The organism is Micromonospora sp. NPDC049559 (assembly GCF_040676675.1).
Lineage (GTDB): Bacteria > Actinomycetota > Actinomycetes > Mycobacteriales > Micromonosporaceae > JBFAPK01.
Map to the genome: position 1 here is coordinate 1 of NZ_JBFAPK010000016.1, position 23145 is coordinate 23145.

A 23145-nucleotide genomic window follows, 5' to 3' on the forward strand; every position below is an offset into this window, starting at 1 on the left:
CTGAACTCGAACGGGAATTCAGCGCCTTCATCGAGGCGCGCGCACACGCGCTGTTCCGAACGGCGCTCGCCCTACCCCGGGGCGGCAACCCCGGGTGGGGCCACGCGCCGGTGCGCGATCAGTGGGCGGGGCAGGCGATGAAGCCGTCGTCGCGGGTGAGCACCGCGTGCTGCAGCTTCTCCAGGCGCGCCGACGGGTCGATGCCGAGCTGGTCGCGGAGCGTCTGCCGGGCCCGGGCGAAGGCGGCGAGCGCCTCGCCGGTGTTCCCGGTGCGGTAGAGGACGCGGATGAGTTGGTCCCAGTTGCGTTCGTTCAGCGGCTGGTCGGTGGCGCGGGCGCGCACCTCGGCCAGCAGCGCGCCGCTCTCCCCGAGCGCGAGGCGCGCCTCGACGAGGTCGCCGGCCGCCACCTCGCGCTGCTCGTTCAGCGCGGCCATCTGCTGGGCGAGCCGCCCGCCGCGCGGCAGGCTGTTCCCGGCCGAGCCGTGCCACAGGTCGAGCGCGCCGCGCAGGTCCCGCGCGGCCTCGGCGAAGTTGTCGGCGCGCAGCAGGGTCGCGCCGCGTTCGGCGAGACGGTGGAAGAGGTGCACGTCGACCGTCTCGGGCGCGGTGGCGGCGCGGTAGCCGATGTCCCGGTGCGAGACGATCAGGTCCGGTGCGGAGCCGACGTGCAGGAGGCGCCGCAGCTGGGTCGCGTACTTGCGCAGGTTGGCGTTGGCCGAGGCCGGCGGCTCGTCCCAGAGCATCCGCGCGATGGCGTCGAGTTGCAGGTACTGGTCGGCGGCGAGCAGCAGCACCGCGAGCAGTCCGGCGACCATCAACGGCTGTACGAGGACGTCCAGGTCCTCGATGGTCACCACGGCCGGACCGAGCAGCCGGAACATCGGGCGCATGGGTCAACTCCTCCCGATCTCGGTGACAACCTAGTCAACCCCAGCCCGAAGGGCAATGCCGCCCGCCGTCCACGGTGGTCGGCCCGGTACGCGCCGTGTGCGCGGTCCGGTATCGGCCGTGGGCCCGGTCCGGTCGATACCGTGCGGAGGTGTCGAGCCTGGCGGCGGCGGCCCCGATCCCGGTCGAGGCGGTTCCGGACGGATCGACTTTGCCCTATGGTGGCGGAGATGACGATCTTGCGATCCTGACCCGGGCACGCTTTCGAACCCGCGAGGGAGGCTCTCGAACCCCGGAGGGAACGCGCTCGACCCGAGAAAGGTGGACCCCCTGTTGAACCACCACCCGAGCAACGGAGGGCTGAGCCGACGCCGCGTCCTCGGTGGCGCGGCCGGACTGGCGGCCGGTGCCGCCGCCGTCGCGACGCTCCCGCCGTCCGGTCCCGCGTCCGCCGCTCCCGCGCACACCCCGGCCGAGCTCGCCCGCTGGCGCAGGCAGGCCGCGCACGTCACGATCACCCGGGACGACTGGGGCGTACCGCACGTCGTCGGCCGGACCGACGCCGACGCGGTCTTCGGGATGATCTACGCCCAGGCCGAGGACGACTTCAACCGGATCGAGAACAACTACCTGGTCAGCCTCGGCCGCCTCGCCGAGGCCGACGGCGAGGCCGCCATCTGGCAGGACCTGCGCCAGCGGCTGTTCATCGATCCCGAGGTGCTGAAGCGGGACTACGCGAAGAGCCCGGCCTGGTTGCGAAAGCTGATGCAGGCCTGGGCGGACGGGTTGAACTTCTACCTCGCCACCCACCCCGAGGTGCGGCCGCGCGTGCTCGACCGGTTCGAGCCGTGGATGCCGTTGAGCTTCTCCGAGGGCAGCATCGGCGGCGACATCGAGCGGGTACCGCTCACGCAGCTGGAGGCCTTCTACACCGGGCGCGCGGTGGAGTTGACCGACGAGGAGCGCGGGTTGCTGTTCCGCGAGCCCAAGGGCTCGAACGGCATGGCGATCGCGCCGAGCCACACCCGCGACGGCCACGCGCTGCTGCTGATCAACCCGCACACCAGCTTCTTCTTCCGCTCCGAGCAGCACGTGACCAGCGGCGAGGGGCTCGACGTGTACGGCGCGGCGACCTGGGGACAGTTCTTCATCTACCAGGGGTTCAACGCGCACACCGGCTGGATGCACACGTCGAGCGGCGTCGACAACGTCGACGAGTTCGCCGAGACGGTCGTGACCGGGGCGGACGGCAGGCGCTTCTACCGGTACGGCGACCGGCTGCGGCCGGTGACGACGAAGACGATCACGCTGTCGTACCGTACGGCCGACGGCGGGCGGGCCCGGCGCGCCTTCACCACCTTCGCCACCCACCACGGACCGGTCGTACGCGAGGCCGACGGGAAGTGGATCGCGTTCGCGCTGATGAACAAGCCCGTCGAGGCGCTGCAGCAGAGCTTCCTGCGCACCAAGACGCGCGACTACGCGGACTTTCTCCGGGTGGCCGGCTTCAAGGCCAACAGCTCGAACAACACGCTCTTCGCGGACTCGAAGGGCGAGATCGCGTTCCTGATGCCGCAGTTCATGCCGGTACGCGAGAACCGCTTCGACTACCGTAAGCCGGTCGACGGCAGCGACCCGGCGACCGACTGGCGCGGGCTGCACAGCCTCGACAGCCTGCCGCAGGTGGTGAACCCGAGGAACGGCTGGACCTTCAACACGAACAACTGGCCCTGGACCGCCGCCGGCGCGGACAGCCCCCGGGCGGCGGACTACCCGCGCTACTTCGACCAGGCGGGGGAGAACCCGCGCGGCCCGCAGGCGATCCGGGTGTTGAGCGCGCGCGACGACTTCACCCCGCAGACGCTGATCGCCGCGGCCTTCGACCGGTACCTCACCGCCTTCGCCCGGCTGGTGCCGGGGCTGGTCGCGGCGTGGGACGCGCTGCCCGCGGGCGACCCGCGCCGGGCGGCCCTCGCCGGCCCGATCGACCTGCTGCGCGGCTGGGACTACCGCTGGGGCGCCGGGTCGACCGCGACCTCGCTCGCGGTCTTCTGGGGCGAGGCGCTCTGGGCGCCGTTGGCCCAGGCGGCGAAGGACGCGGGCATGTCGATGTGGGACTACCTCGCCGAACGCGCCACCGACGCGCAGCGGCTCACGGCGCTCGGCGAGGCGGTCCAGCGGCTCACCCAGGACTTCGGCGGCTGGCGGGTGCCCTGGGGCGAGATCAACCGGTTCCAGCGCAACGACGGGGCCATCGTCCAGCAGTTCGACGACGCGAAGCCGAGCTTGCCGGTGCCGTTCACCTCCGCGCAGTGGGGCTCGCTCGCCTCGTTCGGGGCGAAGCGCTACCCGGGTACGAAGCGCTACTACGGCACCAGCGGCAACAGCTTCGTTGCGGTCGTGGAGTTCGGCCCGAGGGTACGCGCCTGGGCGGTGACCGCCGGCGGCGCGAGCGGCCACCCCGACTCGCCGCACTTCGACGACCAGGTGGAGCGGTACGCCAGCGGCGACCTGCGGCCCGTCTACTTCTACCCGGAGCAGCTCAGCGGCCACGTCGAGCGGCGTTACCGGCCGGGCGAGTGACGCTCCGGGAAACCGGTGCCCGGCTCCCCTGACCGTGCGGCACCGGCTGCCCGGCTCCTGGACCGTGGGGCACCCGTGTCCGGCTCCCCTGACCGCGAGGGCGGTCAGGGGAGCCCCGGCTCGGCGAAGAAGTCGGCCAGCACCCGGGTGTGGGTGGAGAAGGCCAGTTCGGCCGGCTCGGTCAGCACCAGCCACTCGGTGGCCTCATCGGTCGGCGCCGACGCGGGCAGCTCCTCGGCCCGCCGCGCGGGAAGCACACCGAAGATCATGATCGTGCCGCCGCTCGGGGCGCTGTGCACGGCGAAGAGCCGCACCCGCTCGGCGCTACCGACGAGGCCCGTCTCCTCCCGCAGCTCGCGGACCAGGGCGTCGCGCCAGTCCTCGCCGTACTCGATGAAGCCGCCGGGGAGCGCGAGCAGTCCGCGTCCGGGCTCGATGTCGCGACGCTGGACCACCACGCCGACGCCGGAGGCGGTGAGCACCGGCAGTACGGCCACCGCGACCGGCGTCGGATTGCGCCAGGTGGTCTGGCCACAGACCGTACAGAGCCGGGGCCAGCCGGTCGACGCGGGATAGCCGGTGCCGCAGTACGAGCAGTGCGAGTGGACGGCAGTCACGGGGGACGAGCCTACGTCCCGCCCCGCTCGCGTGGCGGACGCCGCGCTCGCCGCCGCCGCGGGTAGCGAGATTCATCGATGTCTGTCATGCTCTTGCCTCATGACTGCGCTGACCAAGCGGCTTCCCGTCATCGTCGTGGCCATCACGCTGGCGCTCGCCTCGGCCGCCGACGGCGGCGCGCAGGCCGGACCGCGATCGGACCCGGGCGCGGTGCGCGGCGTCGAAGCCGGACCGCGACCGGACCGGGCCGATGCCGGGTACGACCCGCGCGGCGGCACCTGCGCCCACCGGGCGCTGCTCTTCTGCGAGGACTTCGAGCACCTCCCCACCGGCGGCGCGAGCAGCCTGGCCTGGGGCGTCGACACCCGGCACGGCACGCTCCAGGTCGAGCGGCAGCGGCACGGCAAGGTGCTGCGCGTGCACACCGAGGGCAACGGGCGGGCATTCCTGCGGGTCGACGACTTCGCCGCACCGGGTAACAGCTTCTGGGGTCGGCTGCGGCTGCGGGTCGACGCGTTCCCGACCGCGCCCGACTGGGCGCACTTCACCCTCGTGGAGGCGACCGGTCCCGGCAGCGCGGAGATCGTCCGCCCGCTCGGTGGGCAGTGGGCGCCGCCGCTGGGCGGGTCGTTCTGGGGCGTCGGGGCGGACGGCGGACCGACCGGTGACTGGACGAACTGGCGCGAGTCCGCGCCGACCACGGCGGACCGCTGGCAGTGCGTCGAGTGGCGGTGGGACGCCTCGGACAACCGGATAGCCGTCTGGTTCGACGGCGTACCCCGGCCGGACCTGACGGTCACGACCACCGCGCACGGCGGCAATCCGGTCGACTTCGTCCTGCCCCGGGCCGACACCGTGAAGATCGGGTGGCAGCTCTACCAGGCCGGGCCCACGCCGGACCACTTCGACCTCTGGCTGGACGACCTGGCGCTGGGCGCGACCCGGGTGGGCTGCGGCGGCTGAGCCACAGCGTCCGTCTTCCGGCCCGGCGGCGACGGCCCGTCTCCCGGCCCGGCGAGCGCGGTGCTGCCTGGCGTCGACGGCCTAACCTGGCGTCATGGCGGAACGGCCACCTCCCGGGCACCCACCACTCCCGACGGTGGTGCTGTCGCTGCCGTTCTCGGGGCTCTGGCTGGCGCGCAACAGCCCGGCGCGGCGGGTTCCGAGCCACGGCGTCGACCTGTTCGGCGAGCGGTACGCGATCGACTTCGTCGGCGTGGACGATCGTCGCCGGACCGCCGCCCACCGCGACTGGCGGACCGTCCTCGCGACCGAACCGCCCGAGCGCTTCCTCGGCTACGGCCGCCCGATCCTGGCACCCGCCGACGGGACCGTCGTCGAGGTGCACGACGGCGAGACCGATCACGCCGGGCGCCGCTCGCAGCTGGCCCTGGTGCCGTACGCGTTGGGCCAGGCGGCGCGGCTGCGGCGGGGCGTACCCGCGGTCGCCGGCAACTACCTGGTCATCGCGCTGCCCGGTGGCCGGGCGTTCGTCGGTCTCGCGCATCTGCGCGCCGGCTCGATGCGCGTCGCGGCCGGCGACGCCGTGGCGGCGGGGCAACACATCGCGGACTGCGGCAACTCGGGCAACTCGACCCAGCCGCACGTGCACGTGCAGGTCATGGACCACGCGGACCTCGCCGTCGCCCGGGGCGTACCGGTGGCGTTCCGGCGCTTCCGCGAGTGGCCCCGCGGCGGGCGGCGCGCCCGGGTCCGGGACCGCGGGCTCCCGGGCGAGGGCGCGGTGGTCGAACCGCTGCCGACGCCCTGATCTCGCCCACTCCGCCGGCACCCTGATCCCACCCACCCGGCCGACGCCCGGACTGCCCCACGCCACCGGCACCCGGGGTTCACGCGTTCTTCTCGTATCTGGACATTGACCGCGAGCTCACGGGCGTGAGATATAGATGATCACGCGTCTGTTCGACCCCCGCGAGGCGCGTCGATTCCAGGAAGGGCGAGGAATGAAGCACCCCTCACCGCCGTCAGCCGCCCCACCGCCAGAGCGCCCCACGATGCCGCCCGCCGCGCCGCGCGCCCCGCGTCGTCGCCGTACCGTGCTCCGGATCGTGGCCGTGCTGGCCGCGTTCGGAGTCATGATCCCCGCAGGCGCCGCGTACGCCGACTCGCTGCCCAGCCTGCCGCAGAACGCGGGCGGGTACGAGCAGTCGTTCTCGCCCGCCTACGACTACGACGGCGACGGCTGCTACGCCGTCGCGGCGATCAGCCCGGACGGCACCATCAACCCCGGGCTGAACCCGACGGGCGCCGTCAACGGCAACTGCCGGGACCAGTCCGACCTGGACCGGTCGCAGACGTACGCCCGGTCGAAGTGCAACAACGGCTGGTGCGCGATCGTCTACGCCAGCTACTTCGAGAAGGACCAGGCCCTGCCCGGCAGCAGCCTCGGCGGCCACCGGCACGACTGGGAACACGTCATCTCCTGGGTCAACCAGGCGTCCAACCAGGTCGAGTTCGTCACCACCACGCAGCACAGCAGCCAGGTGACGTACGCGCGCTCGCAGGTGCGCTTCGACGGGTCGCACCCCAAGGTCGTCTACCACAAGGACGGCGCGTCGACGCACTTCTTCCGGCTGGCCAACAGCAACGACGAGCCGCCGGAGAACCACTACCACAACTGGCGGTACCCGCCGCTGGTCGACTGGAGCGGATGGCCCACCGTCCAACTGCGCGACCGGCTGATGAGTGCCGACTTCGGCGCCGCCACCATCAAGATCAAGGACGGCTCGTTCGAGTACCTGCTCAACGCGTCCAAGCCGGCCGGCATCCCGTTCAACCCGCAAGGCTGAACCGCCACCGGAGGGGGGGGGGGGGGGGGGGGGGCCCCCCCCCCCGGGGGGGCGGGGGGGGGGGGGCGTCCCCTCCACACCCCACCCACCCGGGCCGCAACCCGAAACACCCCGACCGCCTCCCCCCCCCGGGGCGGCCCCCCCCCCCGCGCCCGCCCCTCCTCGCTGTCGTACCGGGTACGTAGGATCACGCCGGCCGGCCACCCGGTGCCGAGCCGGAAGGCGGGGGCGCGGTGGTCGAGGTTCCGGACGAGGTGGTGGCGGTGCTGGCGGGCCCGGTCGCCGCGGCGCTGCCCCTGCTCGTCGCCCGCATTCCCGCGACCCCGGCGGCCGAACTCGGTCGGCTCCGGGCGATCGGCGACGGCGACACCTGGCCGACTCGCGGGCGGGCCACCCGGTTTCCGGCGGTGCGCGCGGCCCGCTCCGGCCCCGCCCCCGGTACGGGCGGCTCGCCGGTACGGGACGCGCTCAGCTCGCTGCCGCCGCTGCTGACCGAACGCCTGCTCGGGGCGCTGGAGCTGACCGTGCCGGAGCTGGACCTGACCGGCGCACCGGACCTGACCAACCTCCTGGGCGCCCCGCGGACCGGCACGCTCGGCTTCGTGAGCGTGGGTGGGCAGAGCGAGGCGGTCGCCGGCGCAGACCTGCTCGACGGCCTGCGTCCCGGCGCCGTACCGCTGGTCGCCGCGCTGGCCCGTCGGCTGGCCGCGCACCCGCGGCTGGCCGCCCCGCTGGCCGTGGACCCCGGGCTCACCGACGAGCCGGAGATCGCCGCGGCGCACGGGGCGGCACGGCTCGCGCTGGCCGTGGCCACCGCCGCCGCCGTGCTGCACCGGTCGGGCATCCCGCCGTGGGCCACGCGACCGCCCGCCGTGCTCGGCGTCGCGATCGGCACCGCCGTTCTGCTGCTCCGCGAGGCCCCGATGCCGCCCGGCTACGCCGCCGCGACGCTGGCCCGGGCCCGGGCGGAGTACCTGCTGCCCCGCCACTCCAGCGGGTCGGCAATGGTGTCGGGGCACCGGTTCGCGCTGCTGGAGGGCGATGCCGTACCGGAGGTCGACTTCGGCGGCAACGGGCTGGTCGCGGTCGTCCCGGGCGGGGCGGTGATCCGTACCGGGGTCGAGAGCGGACCTGTCCGGATCCTGCTGAGCATCCTGGACGGGCCACCACCGGAGGTCGCGGCGGGCTGGGACGAGATCGTCGAGGTCAGCTGGCGGGCGAGCGCCGGTGGCGCCTCCGTGCTCGGCCCGCACGGCGAAGGCTCGAACCTGCGTCGGGCCGCCCCGCCCTGGCCGGGCGACTACCGGCTGCGGGTGCACGCCCGGGGCCGGGACGAGCCCGACGAGCGCGACGCCGAGCACTACGAGCTGGTGGTCTGGGCGGCACCCGCCGCCCCCGAGGTCGTACACGCCCGGACCGACCGGCTCGGCCATCGGCTGCGCGGCGAGCCGGAGCCGGTACGGCCGGAACGGCCCGAGGCCGCGTACCGGTGGGTGCGCCGCAGCGCGCTCGGTGCGGCCGCGACGGTCACGGTGGTGACCGGGGCGGACGTCGCGGCGGTGCTGCGCGCCTTCGGCGCGGACCCGGCCCGCCCGGAGTCGATGCGGGCCATCGGCGACGAGCTGATGCGCCGGAAGTCGATCGACCCGTGGGTCGCGGTGCTGGACCTCGGCGACGCCGTGCTCGCCGTCGAGTACAACGGCTGGCGGGGCGCCGACACGTCCGTGCTGACCCGGGCGTCCGCCGCCGGGCGGGCCGCCAGCATGTTCTGGAACGTCAACGCGCTCACCCGGCTGTCGTTCGCCGAGCGCGGCGAGGTGCTGCTCTCCGTGGAGCCGTTCGGCGACCTCGCCGCGCCGCCGCCGGTCGCCGCGGCGCTCGCCGGCCTCGACTTCGCCGACCACCGTCGCCGCAAGCCGGCGATGGGGCTGGTCGCGGTGGAGCGGTTCACCGGTCACGGCGTCACCCCCGAGGACCTGGCCCGGATCGAGGCCGCCGACGTCGGCTTCCGGATCGCGCCGGACCGGCCCGCGCCGACCGTCGCGAGAGGTGCCCGCCGGTGACCGGGTACGGATGGCAGCATGTCCCTGATGGAGAGTCTTCTGCCGCCGGGCGCCGCCGCGCTTCTCCGCCAGGCGCGCCGGGTGGTCGTCTTCACCGGCGCGGGAATCTCGGCCGAGAGCGGCGTACCGACCTTCCGTGACGACCTCACCGGGTTGTGGGCCCGCTTCGACGCGGAGCAGCTCGCCACCCCGGAGGCGTTCCACGCCGATCCGGAACTGGTCTGGGGCTGGTACGAGTGGCGCCGCGCGCGGGTACGCCGGGCGCGGCCCAACCCGGGGCACCTCGCCACGGCCGCGATCGAGCGGCTGGTCCCCGGCAGCGTCGTCGTCACCCAGAACGTCGACGACCTGCACGAGCGGGCCGGCTCCACGGCCCCGATCCACCTGCACGGTAGCCTCTTCGCACCGCGCTGTGTGGCGGAGCCGGCCCACCCGGCGGCGTTCCCGGACGCGGAGGCGGTCTCGCGGGACGTGCGGGCCGCCCAGCCGGCGGCCGTAGCCGACGGCGACGAGGCCGCCGATCCGGGGGAGGGCGGGCGGATCCCGCCGCCCCGCTGCGGGCGCTGCGGGGCGCTCGTCCGCCCCGGCGTGGTCTGGTTCGGCGAGACGCTGCCCGAGGCCGCGTTGACGGCGGCGGCCGAAGCCGCCGCCGCCTGCGACGTCCTGCTGATCGTCGGCACCTCCGGCGTCGTCTACCCGGCGGCCGAGATCCCTCGGATCGCGGCCCGCGCCGGCGCCACCGTCATCCAGGTCAACCCCGAGCCGACCCCGCTCGACGGACTCTGCGCGGTCAACCTGCGCGGATCCGCCGCCCGGGTGCTCCCCGCGCTGGTCGAAAGCGCGTGGGGGAGCGCCGAGGCGGCGGGCGCGCCTCACCCGGCCGTCTCGTAGGAGGTCACGACGACCCGGCCGTCGAGCACGCGGGAGCCGAGAGTCCGCAGGTTGAGCCGCTGCTTCGGCTCCGCGAAGAGCCTGCGGCCGCCGCCGAGGACCACGGGGTGCACGGCGACGTGGTACTCGTCGACGAGACCGAGTTCGGTCAGCTCGGCGGCGAGCGTGGCCCCGCCGGTCAGCAACAGGTCCGCGCCGGGCCGCTCCTTCAGCGCGGTGACCTCCGCGCGGAGGTCACCGCCGATGACCCGGCTGGTCCACTCGTCGCCCTGGTACGTGCGGGAAAAGACGATCTTCGGAGTGGCCCGCCAGAACGGCGCGAAGGCGGTGACGTGCGGATCGTCGGAGATGGACTCGGCGTTCGGCCAGAACCCCACCATCATCTCCCAGACCGGCCGGCCGAACAGCAGCGTGTCGACCCGCCGGTCCAGGGATTCCGAGTACGCGGACAGTTCGGGCCCCATCACCGGCCAGTCGAACTCGCCGTTCGGCCCGTCGACGAAGCCGTCGACCGACGTGTGCACCCAGTAAATGATCTTTCGCATGGTTGGCTCCTCGGCGTCGTGTCTCTCCGCTTGCACAGGCAGGTCGGCGCCGGCCGTCGTTTCTCTACATCCCCCGGAGAAGTTTTTCTCGCGGGGCGCCGCACCCCGCCGCCGCGGCGGGCTGCCGCACATCCCGACACTGGGGCGTCTCACGCCGCGTCGCGGTGGGCGCGGCACACCCCCGCGACGCGCGGGCGTGTCACGCCCCCTCCGTCGCGGGCACCCGTACCCGGTCGCGGGTGCGCTGGGTCAGCACCACGCAGGCGAGCACCACCAGCGCCGCCGCGATCGAGGCCGGGGTCACGGTCTCGCCCAGCAGCAGCGCCGACCAGAGCAGGGTCAGCACCGGCTGCGCGAGCTGCACCTGGCCGACCTGGGCGATGCCGCCCCGGGCCAGCCCCGCGTACCAGGCGAAGAAGCCCAGGAACGCCGAGACCGCGGCGAGGTAGCCGAACGCGAGCCACGTGCCGGCGTCCGCGCGCGGGGGATCGGCGAGGGCGGCGACGATCGTGATCGGTACGGTGGCGGGCAGCGAGAGCAGCAGCGCCCAGCAGATCGTCCGGGCGCCGCCCAACTCGCGGGCGAGCGCGCCGCCCTCGGCGTACCCCAGGCCGCAGAGCACGACCGCCACGAGCAGGAACAAATCGGCCGGCGAGAGGGCGCCGCCCACGGCCCCGCTCGCGGCGAGGAACGTCAGCACCGCCAGCAGCCCACCGGCGCTCGCGACCCAGAACAGCGGCGGCGGGCGCTCGCCGGCCCGCAGTACCGCGAACACGGCGGTCATGGCGGGCAGCACGGTGATGACGACCGCGCCGTGCGCGGACGTCTGGGTGGTCAGCGCCAGCGAGGTGAAGAGCGGGAAGCCGACGACGACGCCGAGGGCGACGACCGCCAGTCGCCACCACTGGTTGCCGGTGGGGCGCGGCGCGCCGGTGACCCGCAGGTACGCCCAGGCCAGCAGCGCCGCGCCGACCGCCCGTCCGAAGGCGACGAACCACGGGTCGAGGTGGCGTACGGCGACGCGGGTGGCCGGCAGCGACATGCTGAAGGCGAGTACCCCCAGCGCGCCGAGGGCGAGGCCGACCACGCGGTCCGCTGTTACCGTGGTCGTGCCAGTAGCGTTACTCTGGTCTTTCATGAACAACGGTAACGCAGCGGGGCGCGTCGTCCAAGATCTACGCGGGCTCGCGGCCAGCGCGGAACCCGGGGCGCGGCTGCCCTCGGTACGCGAGCTGACCGCCCGGCACCAGGCCTCGCCCGTCACGGTGGCCGAGGCGATCCGGCAGCTGGTGGCGGAGGGCCTGGTCGAGGCGCGACCGGGGCGGGGCACGTTCGTGGCCGCCCCGCCGCACGGGCGACCGGCCCCCGACCTGTCCTGGCAGACCGTCGCGCTCGGCCCCCGGCGGCCCGGCGAGGAGGAGATGCAGGCGCTACTGGCGTTACCGCCCCCGGGAGCGATTCTGCTCAGCAGCGGCTACCTGGACGCGGACCTGCAGCCCACCGCCGCGCTCGGCGCCGCGCTCACCCGCGCCGGCCGGCAGCCCGCCTCCTGGCAGCGGGGACCCGCCGAGGGGCGCGAGGACCTGCGCGCCTGGTTCGCCCGGGAGGCCGGCACCGGGCTGCGCGCCGACGACCTGGTGATCTGCCCGGGCGGACAGGCGGCGCTGTCGACGGCGCTGCGCGCGCTCGCCACACCCGGCGAGGCACTGCTCGTCGAGTCGCCGACCTACCTGGGTGCGCTGGCCACGGCCCGGGCCGCCGGACTGCGGGTGGTGCCCGTCCCCGCCGACAGCGACGGCGTACGCCCCGATCAACTCGCGGCGGCGTTCGCCCGTACCGGCGCCCGGCTCTTCTACTGCCAGCCGCTGTACGCCAACCCGCACGGCGCCACCCTCGCGACCCATCGCCGGGCCCGGGTCGCCGAGGCCGTACGCGACGCCGGCGCCTTCCTGATCGAGGACGACTTCGCCCGCGACCTCACCATCGACGGGGAGCCCCCGCCGCCGCTGGCCGCCGACGACCCGGACGGGCACGTCGTCTACCTGCGCTCGCTGACCAAGTCGATCGCACCCGGGCTGCGGGTGGCCGCCATCGGCGCCCGCGGACCGGCCGGCGCCCGGCTGCGCGCGGCCCGGCTGCGCGACGACCTCTACGTCGCCGGGCCGTTGCAGCAGGCCACGTTGGAGTTCGTCACCGCGCCGGCCTGGGCGCGGCACCGGCGCGCCCTGCGTACCGCGTTGCGCGCCCGGCGCGAGGCGCTGCTGGCCGCGCTCCGCCGGCACCTGCCGGACCTCGCCGACCAGCCGGTTCCGCGCGGCGGCCTGCACCTGTGGGTCCGCCTGCCCGACGGCACGGACGAGGTCGCGCTGACCGCCGCGGCCGCGACCGAGGGCGTCGTCGTCTTCCCGGGCCGCCCCTGGTACGCGGCCGAGCCCCCGGCTCCGCACCTGCGCCTCACCTTCGCCGCGGCCCCGCCCGAACTCATGGACGAGGCCGTCCGTCGCCTCGCCCGCGCCCTGGGAAGGTGACGAGCCCTTCGTAGGCCGCGTACCGCGATCAGCGGCGGGCCACCAGGTGGCGGGCGCGCGGCCGGTGCTGCCACCGGCCTGCCGGGGCCCGGCGGAGGAATTCCTCGCGTAGCCGGGTGACGAACGCGTCCCCGCGGGCGATGGCGAGGGGACGCAACGGCCCGGACCGGGTGTGGGCGTCGAAGAAGGTCGCCGCGTCCGGGTGGCAGATCGGATAGGACGACTGCTCGTCCCGCTCGACGACGGCGCCCTGCGCGGTCATCGCCGGCACGAGCCGGCGCTCCCACGAGTCGTCCCCGGCGGGCACGTGCGCCCTGAGGAGCTCGGCTAGCAGCGCGAACGGTCCGTCGACCTCGGTGGTGTCGGGCCAGAAGACGACCGAGAGCCGTCCGCCGGTGCGCAGCGCCGCCACCCACGACCGGATGGCGAGGGCGGGCTCGGGTAGCTGCTGGAGCCCGAACACCGACACCACGGCCGCGCATCCGCCGGACCAACGGGAGTCGAGGGTCGAGGCGTCGCCCCGTACGACGCGCGCCCGGGGGTGCCGGGCGGTTCGCTCACCGGCCCGGCGAACCATGCCGGCGGACAGGTCGATGCCAACGATCTCGCGCTCGGGAAAGTGCGCGACCAACGCGTCCAACTCCGGGAACGTCCCGCAGCACGGCACCAGCACCGGCCCGTCGGGCAGCGTCTCGGCGGTGATGGCCCGCACCGCGGTGGCCACCCACGGGGCGAAGCGGGGAACGTAGTAGGCCTCGTACCCGTCGACGGCGGCGTCCCAGCCCTGGGCGAGACGGGCGAGTCGCTCGGCCCGATCGGTCATCGCGCACCCTCGAAGGGCGCGGAGGTGGCGTTCTGCCCGGGGGCGCCGGCCCTGGCCCGCGAACCGCCGAGCCGTTCGACCGCGTCGAGCCTGCGCCGGTACAGGGCGCGCTCGGGCTCGGTGCGGGCCGACGCGAGGGCTTCCCGGTAGGCCGCCGTGGCCTCGCCGGCCCGGCCGAGCCGGTGCAGCAGGTCGGCCCGGGCGGCCGGGTACGGGTGGTGGTCCCGTAACCGCGGCTCACCCGCCAGCCCGTCGAGCAGGACCAGCCCCGCCGCCGGCCCGTCGCGCATGGCCACGGCCACCGCCCGGTTCAACTCGACGACCGGGGAGGGCGCCAGCGCGCGCAACACGTCGTAGAGCGCCACGATCTGCGGCCAGTCCGTGGTGGCGACGTCCGGGGCCTCGTCGTGCAGGGCGGCGATCGCGGCCTGCACCCCGTACGGGCCGGGCGGTCCGGCCGTCAGCGCGAACTCCACCAGGCCGTGGCCCTCCTCGACCATCGCGCGGTCCCAGCGGCCGCGGTCCTGCTCCTCCAGCAGCACCAGCCCGCCGTCCGGGCCGATGCGGGACCTCCGCCGGGCGTGGACCAGCAGCATCAGTCCGAGGAGGCCGGCGACCTCCCGCTCGCGCGGAAGCAGCCGGTGCAGGATCCGCGCCAGCCGGATGGCCTCCTCGGCCAGATCCAGCCGCTGCAGGCTCGGACCCGAACTGGCCGCGTACCCCTCCGTGAAGACCGAGTAGACGGCCTGCAGCACCTCCGGTAGGCGGTCGGGCAGTTCGTCCGTGGCGGGAACCCGGAACGGGATGCGGGCCTCCCGGATCTTCCTCTTCGCCCGGGTGATCCGCTTGGCCATCGTCTCGACCGGAACCAGGAACGCTCGCGCCACCTCGGGTGTGGTCAGGCCGGCGAGGCAGCGCAGGGTCAGCGCCACCCGGTCCTCGGCGGGAAGGGCCGGGTGGGCGCAGGTGAAGAAGAGCTGCAGCCGCTCGTCGGGCAGGTCGCCGTCGGCGTCCACGGCCGGGGCGGGGCCGGCCCGGTCCGCCTCCACCTGCAACAGGGCCAGCCGTGCGGCGTAGGCCCGGTCCCGCCGTAGCCGGTCGACGGCCTTGCGTCGGGCCGTGGTCATCAGCCAGGCCCCCGGCCTGGGTGGAATCCCGTCGACCGGCCAGTGCGCGAGCGCCGCCTCGATCGCGTCGGAGGCCGCCTCCTCGGCCAGGTCGAGGTCGCCGAACCGGCGCGCGAGGGCCGCCAGCAGCCGGCCGTGCTCCTCACGGAACACCGCCTCGGCCGACACCGGCGAATCCTCGTCCGTGCGCCGGGAGCCAGCCTCCGCCACGTCAGCCCCCGAACTCCGCGACCGGGCGTACCACCACGGCTCCGCCTCCCCGCGCACCTGGGCAGCGGGCGGCCCAGTCCAGGGCGACGTCCAGGTCCGGCACGTCGATGACGTAGAAGCCGCCGAGTAGCTCCCGGCTCTCCGCGAACGGTCCGTCGGTCACCACCCTCCTGCCGTCCTGGCCGATCCGCACCGTCGTCGCCGTGACCAGGTCCGTCAGCGACTCGCCCGAGACGAAGACACCCGCCTCCCGCAGCTCCTTGTCGTACGCCGTCCAGTCCTCGACGTCGCACGCCGGTCCGTCGTCGACGGTACCGGCGTTGATCATCAGCAGGTACTTCATGGTCAACTCCTTGTGTCCCGAGTATCCGGTGCGGCAGCGTCGCCGCCTGCCAGAACTACGGACGGCACCCGGCCGAATGGACAGGACCCGGGAAATTTCTCGGACGGGTCCGGCTCGGCCTCGGCGGCCAGGGCCCGCCGGCCGCCGAGGCCGGGCCGGCACGGGCGAGCCGCTACCCGATCGGGCGCGACGCCCCAGTCTGGCCGGGGCTGGTGCCACCGGTCAACGTCGACGGTCGCCGACGTCGGCGCCGCTCGGCTGCCCGCTGCTCAGGCGACGAGCACCAGGCGCCCGCGCAGCCCACCGCGCTCCAACCGCTCGTGGGCGGTACGGACCCGGTCCAGCGGCAGCGTGTCCGCGACCCGCGGTCGCAGCCCCAGCGCGGCCAGCTCCGCGAGCCGTACGCCGTCGGCCCGGATCCACACGTTCGAGATCCGGACACCCCGCAGCGGAACCGGCGTGGCGCCGGTCAGGGCCACGAAGTCCCCACCGTTGCGTACCGCGTCGAGGGCGACGACGCCCAGGTGGGCGGCGTCGACGGCGGCGTCGACCCCGGCCGGCACCAGGTCCCGTACGGTATCGGCCAGATCGGCGTCCCGGGGTACGAAGAACTCGGCGCCGAGTTCGCGTACCAGGGCCGCGTCGCGTCGCGCCGCCACGGCGACCACCCGCAGTCCCCGGCGTGCGGCGAGTTCGACGGCGTAGCCGCCGACCCCGCCGGCGGCGCCCGTGACCAGCACAGTGGCGCCGGATGTCAGCGAGGGGAGGAGGTCCAGCGCCTGGGCGGCGGTGAGTCCGTTGAGGGGCAGGGTGGCGGCGGCCGTCAGGTCGGTGCCGGGCGGCACCACGGCGACCGCGTCCGCGTCGAGCACGACCTGCTCGGCCTGCGCCTTCGCGGCGAGGGCGAGCCGGTCCGACAGGCCGATCACCTGATCGCCGGGGGAGAGGCCCACCACCCCGGCCCCGAGTTCGTCGACGATCCCGGCGACGTCCCAACCGAGGCCCAGCACCGGCTTCGGTGGCAGGAGGCCCGCCGAGGTGAGCGCGCCGGAGCGGGTCTGGACGTCGACGGGGTTGACGGCGGCGGCCACGGTGCGGATCCGTACCTGGCCCGGTCCCGGCCGCGGAACGGGTATGTCGGCCAGTTCCAGCACCTCGGGGCCGCCGAAGGTGCGTACAAGGACTGCTTTCATGAGCACGAACCTATGGCGAGCTACTCTCTGTCGGGAAGTACGCACGTGAAGGTGCGTATCGGACCTGGAGGTGTGATGGCCACGGTCACGGCGGCGCAACGCCGCGCCGAACAGCGGCGCGCCTACGACGCGTACCTCGCCGAGTGCCCCACCCGGCAGCTGCTGGACCGGATCAGCGACAAGTGGGTCAGCCTCGTGCTGACCGCGCTGGCGACCGGGCCCCGTCGCTACAGCGAACTGCGGCGGATCATCGCCGGGGTCAGCGAGAAGATGCTGACCCAGACCCTGCGTACGCTCGAACGCGACGGACTGGTCTCGCGGGCGGTGACCGTCTCGGTGCCGGTACGGGTGGACTACGCGCTGACGCCGCTGGGTACCAGCCTGCTGCCGCTGATGACGTCGATCAAGGAGTGGGCCGAGTCGCACATCGAGGAGGTCGAGCGCGCCCGGACCGCGTACGACACCGACCAGGACTGAGCCCCGTTCCACCACCGCCACGGGTGGTCGCCACCGTCGTCGTCGCGATGTCGGTGCCGCGCGATATCGTGCCGGCCGTGACGAGCCCCGACTGGTCGGAAGTACGCGAACGACTCGCCCGCCTGGCAGCGGCGCCCGGTGGTGCCGAGGTCTTCGGGTCGACGAGCCACGGCTGGCGGCTCGATCCGCCGCTGGAGCCCGCCGAACTGGCCGAGCTGGAGGCACAGTTGGGAGTGGAGCTGCCGGGCGAGTACCGGTCGTTCCTGACGGAGGTGGGTCGAGGCGGGGCGGGGCCGGCCTACGGACTCTTTCCGCTGCGTCGGGTCGACGGGCGATGGCGGTGGGAGGGCGACGGCGCGGACCTCACCGACCTGGAGACGCTCGCCCAGCCGTTCCCACACACCGAGGCGTTCAACCCGGCCGATGGTCTGCCGGAACCGCCCGACGAGGCGGACTACGACTCGGCGGAGGCGTTCAACGCGGCCGAGGACGCCTACTGGGAGCAGCACGACACGGTCGTCTACCGGCCCGAGCACTCCGTCGGCCTGGTGTACCTGTGTCACCTGGGCTGTGCGTACCGGGAGGCGTTGGTGGTCAGCGGCCCGGCGAGGGGCCAGATGTGGGCCGACGACACCGCCGACGACGGTGGCTTCCGGCCGCTCCGCGACGACGACGGAAACCGGCTCGGGTTCGCGCGCTGGTACCGCAACTGGCTGGACTCGGCGGCGGTCCAGGTTCGACCGTAGGGCAGCGCGCCCTCCTGCCGGTCGACCTCCGAGCAGCCACGGGAGTTCCGACGTCCATCCACGTCCAGCCCTTCCGGGTACGGGTGCCGGAGTCCGACCTGGACGAGTTGCGGACCCGGCCGGCGCGTACCCGCTGGCCCGAGCCGGCGCCGGCCCCCGGGTCCCAGGGGATGCCGCAGGAGCTGGTGCGGGACCTGGCCGGTACTGGGCCGAGGACTACCGGTGGCGGGCCGCCGAGGCGCGGCTGAACGCGGTCCCCGGCCCGAACGAAGCGGAAATCCTGGCCGGAGTCGTCGTCCCACCGGAGGTTCACCGGGTGCCGAGGGGTTGTGCCGCGCGGACCGACGGTGATCTGCTGGGCGCATGTTGCCGTGGGACACCGAGCTGGCCGGCCGGCTCGACCGTGAGGTGATCGTCTCCGAGCTGCTGCGGGACAACGCGCTCGGCGACCCGTACGAGCGACCGATCTGGGTGTACCTTCCGCCGGGGTACGACGACGATCCGGCGCGACGGTACCCGACGGTCTACGTGATCCAGGGCTACACCGGTCACGTCGGCATGTGGGCGAACCGGATGCCGTACCGGCAGCCGTTCATCGAGACCGCCGACGAGGTCTTCGCCTCCGGGCAGGCCCCCGGGTGTGTCGTCGTCTACGTGGACGCCTGGACGGCGTACGGCGGCTCGCAGTTCGTCGACTCGCCCGGCACCGGGGCGTACCACTCGTACCTCTGCGACGAGGTCGTGCCCTGGGTCGACGCGCGGTACCGCACCATCGCCGACCGGGAGTCGCGGGCCATCGCCGGCAAGTCCTCGGGCGGCTTCGGGGCGATGATCACCCCGATGCTCCGCCCCGACCTGTTCGGGGCGCTCGCCACCCACGCCGGCGACACCCTCTACGAGCTGTGCTACCTGCCCGAGTTCGGCAAGGCGGTCCGCCACCTGCGCGACTACGACCACGACATCATGCGCTGGTGGGCGGACTTCCGGTCGCGTCCCTCGTTCACGAAGGCCGCCGACCAGACCCTGTTGATGACGCTCGGCTGCAGCGCCTGCTTCTCGGCCGCTCCGGACGGCACCCCCGAGCTGCCCTTCGACCCGCGCACCGGAGTGCTGCGACCCGAGCTGTGGCAGCGGTGGCTCGACTGGGACCCGGTACGGATGGTCGAGCGGTATGCCGACGCGGCCCGTTCGTGGCGCGCGGTCTGGATCGACGCGGGGACCCGGGACGAGTGGTTCCTCGACCTGGGCGCCGAGGCGTTCCGCGCCGAACTGACCAGGGCCGGCGTGCCGGACGACCGGGTGCGCTTCGAACTTTTCGACGCGGGGCACATGTCGATCGACTACCGCTACCCGCTGGCCCTCGCCTGGCTGGCCCAGCGCCTCGCCCGCTGAGCCACCGGGAGCGTCGCCCGGTCCGGGGTGCCGTTCCCGTCCGGGCTCAGGCCGGGTAGCGGCGCGGCGTGAAGACCACCTGGTCACCGCCGCCTCTCGCCGCGACCCGGGTGGTCGAGGAGCCGACCAGCAGCAGCGTACGCATGTCCACGTCGGCCGGGTCGAGGTCGGCGAGCCGGACCACGCGTACCCGTTCGTCGTCGCCGCCGACGTCGCGGCCGAGCACCACCGGCGTCTCCGGCGACCGGTGCTCCAGCAGCAGGTCCCGGGCGGCGGCGACCTGCCAGGTCCGGCTCTTCGAACCCGGGTTGTAGATCGCGATGACCAGGTCGGCGCGGGCCGCCGCGGTCAGCCGCTCCGCGATGACCTCCCAGGGCTTGAGCCGGTCCGAGAGCGAGAGCACGCAGTAGTCGTGGCCCAGCGGTGCGCCGACCCGGCTGGCCACCGCCTGCGCGGCCGTCAGGCCGGGCAGGACGCGGACCGGGATGTCCTTCCAGCGCGGCTCGGTGGCGACCTCCAGCACCGCCGCCGCCATGGCGAAGACGCCGGGATCGCCGGAGGAGACCACCGCCACCCGCCGCCCGCGGCCGGCCAGGGCCAGGGCGAACTCGGCCCGCTCCGCCTCGACCCGGTTGTCCGAGGCGTGCCGTCGCTGGCGCGGGTTGGCGGGCACCCGGTCCAGGTACGGTCCGTAGCCGACCAGGTCGTCCGCGCCGGCCAGGGCGGCCTGGGCCTGCGGGGTCAGCCAGTCCCGGCCGGCCGGCCCGAGGCCGACCACCAGCACCTCACCCCGCCCGCCCGGCTCGCCGCCGGGCTCCTGGGCCGTCCCGCTCGGCTCGCCGCCGGGCTCCGTGGCCGGCTCGGCCGGGCCACCGCCGGAGCGCTCGGCGACCGCCGCCCCGGCGACGGCCGAAGCCACCGACCCGGCGACGGCCGAGGCCACCGGCCCGGCCAGCTCGGCCCGGGTCCGTTCGTGCACCCGGCTCGACAGCAGCGCCAGCGAGAAGTACGGCACGCTCGCGGGATCCACCTCGGCGAGCGGGGCGACCCGCTGGCGGTCGCCGGTGGCCCGTTCGACGTACCACGCCTCGTCGAGGCGTCCCGCCTCGGCCAGCGCCTCCCGGACCCCGCCGAAGGTCCGCCCCAGCTTCAGCACGGCGGCCGAGTCCGTGCCGGCCAGCCGTTCGGCCAGCGCCTCCGGCGGCAGCGTGCCGGGCAGCACGGTGAGCACCTCGTCCCGCTCGACCAGCGGCCGGCCGAGCACCGCCGACGCCGCGCTCACCGAGGTCACCCCGGGCACCACCTCGGCCTCGTACCGGCCGGCGAGGCGCTTGTGCATGTGCATGTAGGAGCCGTAGAAGAACGGGTCGCCCTCGCAGAGGACCACGACATCCCGGCCGGCGTCCAGGTGCGCCGCGAGCCGGGCCGCGCAGTCGGCGTAGAACTCCTCGATCGCGCCCCGGTACCCGCCCGGGTGGTCGGTCGTCTCCGTGGTGACCGGGTACGTGAACGCCTCCTCCACCTGGCCGGCGCGCAGGTACGGCGCGGCGATGGCCCGCGCGACGCTGCGTCCGTGCCGGGCGCTGTGGTAGGCGACGACGGCGGCCCGCTCGATCAGCCGGACCGCCTTCACCGTCACCAGCTCGGGATCGCCCGGCCCGAGCCCCACGCCGTACAGCCGTCCCGTAGCCCGACCGTCCATGCTGGTCATTCCCTCTCGCTCGCGATGGCGTTGAGCGCCGCCGCGGTCATCGCGCTGCCGCCGCGCCGCCCGTGCACCACCAGGTGCTCCAGGGCGGCGGGATGCTCGGCGAGCGCCTGCTTCGACTCGGCCGCACCGATGAACCCGACCGGGATGCCGAGCACGGCGGCCGGCCGTCCGGCGCCCGACTCCACCAGCTCCAGCAGGCGGAACAGCGCGGTCGGGGCGTTGCCGACCGCCACCACGGCCCCGTCGAGCCGGTCCCGCCACAGCTCCAGGGCCGCCGCGCTGCGGGTGGTGCCCAGCTCGGCCGCGAGGGCGGGTACCCGCGGGTCGCGCAGCGTGCAGATCACCTCGTTGTCGGCGGGGAGCCGGGTGCGGGTCACCCCGGCGGCGACCATCTCGGCGTCGCAGAGGATCGGCGCGCCGGCCCGCAGCGCCGCCCGGGCGGCGGTGACGACGCCGGGGGAGTACGCCACGTCGCGTGGCAGGTCGACCATCCCGCAGGCGTGGATCATGCGTACCGTCACGGCGGCGACGTCGGCCGGGAGCGCGGCGAGGTCCGCTTCGGCGCGGATGGTGGCGAACGAGCGGCGGTAGATCTCCGCGCCGTCCCGGACGTAGTCGATCATGCATCCCTCCGGGCCGCCGCGATCGCGGCCGCCGTCTCCGTCAACTCCGCCGACCGGGACCGCAGCGCGCCGTCCAGCCGGACCTCGTACCCCTGGGCCGTGGCCAGCACCTCGACGTGCCGCTCCGCCGGGCGACCGCAGCGGCGACCGCACCCGACCCAGTGCACCGGCAACACGTCCCCGGCCGGCGCTCCTCGCGCTGGCAACGCCTGCGCCGGCAACGCCTGCGCCGACGCTGCGCGCACCGCCGACGCCCGCGCTGGCAGCGCCCGCGGCGGCGGCCCCGGCACGGGCGGCGGCCCGGACCGGTGGTCGAGCGCCGCGTCCGCGTCGGCCCGCACGTCCGCCAGCGACCTGGCGCAGCCGGGCCGCCCGGCGCAGGCGCTCACGCCCGCCCAGGGCGAGCCGGGGTCGGTGACCAGCCCACCGGCGGCGAGCGCCCCCAGCCACCGGGAAGCCTCCCGCGCGGCCAGATCGGGGATGACGACGCTCCGCCAGGGGGTGATGTTGATCTCGTCGCCGCCGGCGCGGGCCGCCGCGTCGAGCAGGTCCAGCATCGGCGCGGTCAACCGGCCGAGCGGCGCCGCGGCCGAGAGGGCGTACCGGCCGTCGCACTGGGCGATGCGGCCCAGGGGCGGCCGTCCCGCCGGCGCGGCGATCCCGCCCACCGGCCGGTCCGCGACGGGATCGTCCGGCCGGTCCAAGGCGGTCCCGCCCGGCGGCCGGTCGGCGGCGGCCCGGTCCGGCGCCGACGTCGCCGGCATCCCGGACGCGGAGAGCGCGGCGCGCAGCCGGGCCGCCACCCGCGCGGCCCCGCCGGCCAGCTCGGCCAGCCGCCAGGCCGACGAGCCCTGGGCGGCCCGCTCGTCCAGGAAGGCCCGCGCCGCGAGCAGCGCGGCCCCGGCGGCCTCGCCCGGGCGGACCCGTACGCCGGTGTCGACGCGGTCGAGCAGCAGCGCCAGCGCGCCGTCCCCGACGGCGAGCAGCCCGACGTCGCCGCCGAACCCGGTCACGTCGCCCCGCCCGTCGTCGAGCGTGAACAGGAACCGCCCCGGCAGCCCGGCCAGTACCGGGTCGGCGCAGAGCCCCTCGTCCAGCGCCGTCACGAGCGGGCGCACGTCGTACCGGCCGGCGCCGTCGCGCCCGCTCAGCGGCGAGGCGATCACGTTGCGTACCCGCTCGTGGCTGGGCGACGGGAGCAGGCCCGCCGCCGCCAGCCGCCCGGCGAACTCCCGCTCACCCTCCGGGGCCAGGCCCCGCAGCTGCAGGTTGCCCCGGGAGGTCAGCTCCAGGGCACCGTCACCGAACTCGGCCGCGGCGGCGGCGAGCACGGCGAGCTGACCGGCGCGCAGCCGGCCGCCCGGTGCCCGTACCCGGACCAGCCCGCCGTCGGCGGCGCGATGCGGCCGCAGGGTGCCCGGGCAGGCGTCCGGCGCGGAACGAGGTGACCACACCCGGCGGATACTACGGGCTGCCGCGACCGGATCGCCGCTGGTGCCGCCGCCGCTGCCGGAGCGCCGGCTTGACGAACGGCTCCCGAATCATGAGAGTGTGGGGCGCTGTACGCGGCGG

The 23145-nt window shown here is 75.0% G+C and carries 21 protein-coding genes; 10 read left to right on the forward strand and 11 right to left on the reverse strand.

Annotated features, from left to right (window positions below; genetic code table 11):
* Positions 1-118: 118 nt before the first annotated feature.
* Complete coding sequence (locus AB0J86_RS18560) at positions 119-892, reverse strand: AfsR/SARP family transcriptional regulator (protein ID WP_363858570.1); 774 nt, start codon at positions 890-892, stop codon at positions 119-121.
* A 319-nt stretch (positions 893-1211) separates the two neighbouring features.
* Here AB0J86_RS18560 and AB0J86_RS18565 point away from each other — a divergent pair, with 319 nt between their 5' ends.
* A complete protein-coding gene (locus AB0J86_RS18565) occupies positions 1212-3473 on the forward strand; it encodes a penicillin acylase family protein (RefSeq protein WP_363858571.1) in 2262 nt (753 codons plus the stop codon).
* Between the two features lie 104 nt (positions 3474-3577).
* On the opposite strand, the gene AB0J86_RS18570 is transcribed toward AB0J86_RS18565, so the two are convergent.
* Positions 3578-4090: an NUDIX domain-containing protein gene (locus AB0J86_RS18570; RefSeq protein ID WP_363858573.1), complete on the reverse strand. Its 513-nt coding sequence runs from the start codon at positions 4088-4090 to the stop codon at positions 3578-3580.
* A gap of 100 nt (positions 4091-4190) precedes the next feature.
* On the opposite strand from AB0J86_RS18570, the gene AB0J86_RS18575 reads away from it, so the two are divergent.
* The 5 genes from AB0J86_RS18575 to AB0J86_RS18595 all read left to right on the forward strand — a co-directional run bounded on the left by AB0J86_RS18575 (position 4191) and on the right by AB0J86_RS18595 (position 9855).
* Complete coding sequence (locus AB0J86_RS18575) at positions 4191-5054, forward strand: hypothetical protein (RefSeq protein ID WP_363858575.1); 864 nt, start codon at positions 4191-4193, stop codon at positions 5052-5054.
* Between the two features lie 94 nt (positions 5055-5148).
* A complete protein-coding gene (locus tag AB0J86_RS18580) occupies positions 5149-5862 on the forward strand; it encodes a peptidoglycan DD-metalloendopeptidase family protein (RefSeq protein ID WP_363858577.1) in 714 nt (237 codons plus the stop codon).
* A 244-nt stretch (positions 5863-6106) separates the two neighbouring features.
* Positions 6107-6901, forward strand: a complete 795-nt coding sequence (locus tag AB0J86_RS18585) for an NPP1 family protein (protein WP_363858578.1) — start codon at positions 6107-6109, stop codon at positions 6899-6901.
* 233 nt (positions 6902-7134) lie between these two features.
* Entirely contained in the window at positions 7135-8964 is a 1830-nt protein-coding gene (locus tag AB0J86_RS18590) for a DUF6461 domain-containing protein (RefSeq protein ID WP_363858580.1), read from the forward strand.
* Positions 8965-8991: 27 nt separating this feature from the next.
* Positions 8992-9855: a Sir2 family NAD-dependent protein deacetylase gene (locus AB0J86_RS18595; RefSeq protein ID WP_363858582.1), complete on the forward strand. Its 864-nt coding sequence runs from the start codon at positions 8992-8994 to the stop codon at positions 9853-9855.
* Here the strand turns inward: AB0J86_RS18595 and AB0J86_RS18600 are convergent.
* The gene (locus AB0J86_RS18600; RefSeq protein WP_363858584.1) at positions 9837-10400 is read right to left on the reverse strand and encodes a dihydrofolate reductase family protein; all 564 of its coding nucleotides are present in this window, start codon (positions 10398-10400) and stop codon (positions 9837-9839) included. The two genes, AB0J86_RS18595 and AB0J86_RS18600, sit on opposite strands and share 19 nt — an antisense overlap.
* 199 nt (positions 10401-10599) lie before the next feature.
* Complete coding sequence (locus AB0J86_RS18605; RefSeq protein ID WP_363858585.1) at positions 10600-11487, reverse strand: DMT family transporter; 888 nt, start codon at positions 11485-11487, stop codon at positions 10600-10602.
* A gap of 49 nt (positions 11488-11536) precedes the next feature.
* Here AB0J86_RS18605 and AB0J86_RS18610 point away from each other — a divergent pair, with 49 nt between their 5' ends.
* Positions 11537-12928: a PLP-dependent aminotransferase family protein gene (locus AB0J86_RS18610; RefSeq protein ID WP_363858587.1), complete on the forward strand. Its 1392-nt coding sequence runs from the start codon at positions 11537-11539 to the stop codon at positions 12926-12928.
* 28 nt (positions 12929-12956) lie between these two features.
* Here AB0J86_RS18610 and AB0J86_RS18615 read toward each other — a convergent pair whose 3' ends face one another.
* The 4 genes from AB0J86_RS18615 to AB0J86_RS18630 form a co-directional block, all read right to left on the reverse strand.
* Positions 12957-13751, reverse strand: coding sequence for a class I SAM-dependent methyltransferase (locus AB0J86_RS18615; protein ID WP_363858589.1), 795 nt, complete (start codon positions 13749-13751; stop codon positions 12957-12959).
* Positions 13748-15046: an RNA polymerase sigma factor gene (locus AB0J86_RS18620; protein WP_363858591.1), complete on the reverse strand. Its 1299-nt coding sequence runs from the start codon at positions 15044-15046 to the stop codon at positions 13748-13750. The genes AB0J86_RS18615 and AB0J86_RS18620 overlap by 4 nt, the downstream gene beginning before the upstream one ends.
* A gap of 43 nt (positions 15047-15089) precedes the next feature.
* Positions 15090-15431 carry a YciI family protein gene (locus tag AB0J86_RS18625; protein ID WP_363858593.1) on the reverse strand — a complete coding sequence of 114 codons (342 nt, stop codon included), beginning with the start codon at positions 15429-15431 and terminating at the stop codon, positions 15090-15092.
* A 269-nt stretch (positions 15432-15700) separates the two neighbouring features.
* On the reverse strand, positions 15701-16624 hold the full coding sequence (locus tag AB0J86_RS18630) for an NADP-dependent oxidoreductase (RefSeq protein WP_363858595.1): 924 nt from the start codon (positions 16622-16624) through the stop codon (positions 15701-15703).
* A 75-nt stretch (positions 16625-16699) separates the two neighbouring features.
* Here AB0J86_RS18630 and AB0J86_RS18635 point away from each other — a divergent pair, with 75 nt between their 5' ends.
* From AB0J86_RS18635 to AB0J86_RS18645, 3 genes are all read left to right on the forward strand, one after another.
* Positions 16700-17101 (forward strand): helix-turn-helix domain-containing protein, encoded by a 402-nt coding sequence (locus AB0J86_RS18635; RefSeq protein WP_363858597.1) that lies wholly within the window; start codon positions 16700-16702, stop codon positions 17099-17101.
* A 77-nt stretch (positions 17102-17178) separates the two neighbouring features.
* Positions 17179-17847, forward strand: a complete 669-nt coding sequence (locus AB0J86_RS18640; RefSeq protein ID WP_363858599.1) for an SMI1/KNR4 family protein — start codon at positions 17179-17181, stop codon at positions 17845-17847.
* A gap of 363 nt (positions 17848-18210) precedes the next feature.
* Positions 18211-19239, forward strand: coding sequence for an alpha/beta hydrolase-fold protein (locus tag AB0J86_RS18645; RefSeq protein ID WP_363858601.1), 1029 nt, complete (start codon positions 18211-18213; stop codon positions 19237-19239).
* A 46-nt stretch (positions 19240-19285) separates the two neighbouring features.
* Here AB0J86_RS18645 and AB0J86_RS18650 read toward each other — a convergent pair whose 3' ends face one another.
* From AB0J86_RS18650 to AB0J86_RS18660, 3 genes are read right to left on the reverse strand one after another with little or no spacing between them, the layout of a single operon-like run.
* Complete coding sequence (locus tag AB0J86_RS18650; protein WP_363858603.1) at positions 19286-20950, reverse strand: precorrin-2 C(20)-methyltransferase; 1665 nt, start codon at positions 20948-20950, stop codon at positions 19286-19288.
* Complete coding sequence (locus AB0J86_RS18655; RefSeq protein ID WP_363858605.1) at positions 20947-21573, reverse strand: precorrin-8X methylmutase; 627 nt, start codon at positions 21571-21573, stop codon at positions 20947-20949. The genes AB0J86_RS18650 and AB0J86_RS18655 overlap by 4 nt, the downstream gene beginning before the upstream one ends.
* Entirely contained in the window at positions 21570-23027 is a 1458-nt protein-coding gene (locus AB0J86_RS18660) for a precorrin-3B synthase (protein ID WP_363858607.1), read from the reverse strand. Before AB0J86_RS18660 ends, AB0J86_RS18655 begins: the two co-directional genes overlap by 4 nt.
* Positions 23028-23145 lie beyond the last annotated feature (118 nt).

Coding starts and splice junctions, on each gene's coding strand:
- AB0J86_RS18560 (WP_363858570.1), bottom strand. CDS start 892: ATGCGCCCGATGTTCCGGCTGCTCGGTCCGGCCGTGGTGACCATCGAG.
- AB0J86_RS18575 (WP_363858575.1), top strand. CDS start 4,191: ATGACTGCGCTGACCAAGCGGCTTCCCGTCATCGTCGTGGCCATCACG.
- AB0J86_RS18580 (WP_363858577.1), top strand. CDS start 5,149: ATGGCGGAACGGCCACCTCCCGGGCACCCACCACTCCCGACGGTGGTG.
- AB0J86_RS18585 (WP_363858578.1), top strand. CDS start 6,107: ATGCCGCCCGCCGCGCCGCGCGCCCCGCGTCGTCGCCGTACCGTGCTC.
- AB0J86_RS18595 (WP_363858582.1), top strand. CDS start 8,992: ATGGAGAGTCTTCTGCCGCCGGGCGCCGCCGCGCTTCTCCGCCAGGCG.
- AB0J86_RS18600 (WP_363858584.1), bottom strand. CDS start 10,400: ATGCGAAAGATCATTTACTGGGTGCACACGTCGGTCGACGGCTTCGTC.
- AB0J86_RS18610 (WP_363858587.1), top strand. CDS start 11,537: ATGAACAACGGTAACGCAGCGGGGCGCGTCGTCCAAGATCTACGCGGG.
- AB0J86_RS18615 (WP_363858589.1), bottom strand. CDS start 13,751: ATGACCGATCGGGCCGAGCGACTCGCCCGTCTCGCCCAGGGCTGGGAC.
- AB0J86_RS18625 (WP_363858593.1), bottom strand. CDS start 15,431: ATGAAGTACCTGCTGATGATCAACGCCGGTACCGTCGACGACGGACCG.
- AB0J86_RS18630 (WP_363858595.1), bottom strand. CDS start 16,624: ATGAAAGCAGTCCTTGTACGCACCTTCGGCGGCCCCGAGGTGCTGGAA.
- AB0J86_RS18635 (WP_363858597.1), top strand. CDS start 16,700: ATGGCCACGGTCACGGCGGCGCAACGCCGCGCCGAACAGCGGCGCGCC.
- AB0J86_RS18645 (WP_363858601.1), top strand. CDS start 18,211: ATGTTGCCGTGGGACACCGAGCTGGCCGGCCGGCTCGACCGTGAGGTG.
- AB0J86_RS18650 (WP_363858603.1), bottom strand. CDS start 20,950: ATGACCAGCATGGACGGTCGGGCTACGGGACGGCTGTACGGCGTGGGG.
- AB0J86_RS18655 (WP_363858605.1), bottom strand. CDS start 21,573: ATGATCGACTACGTCCGGGACGGCGCGGAGATCTACCGCCGCTCGTTC.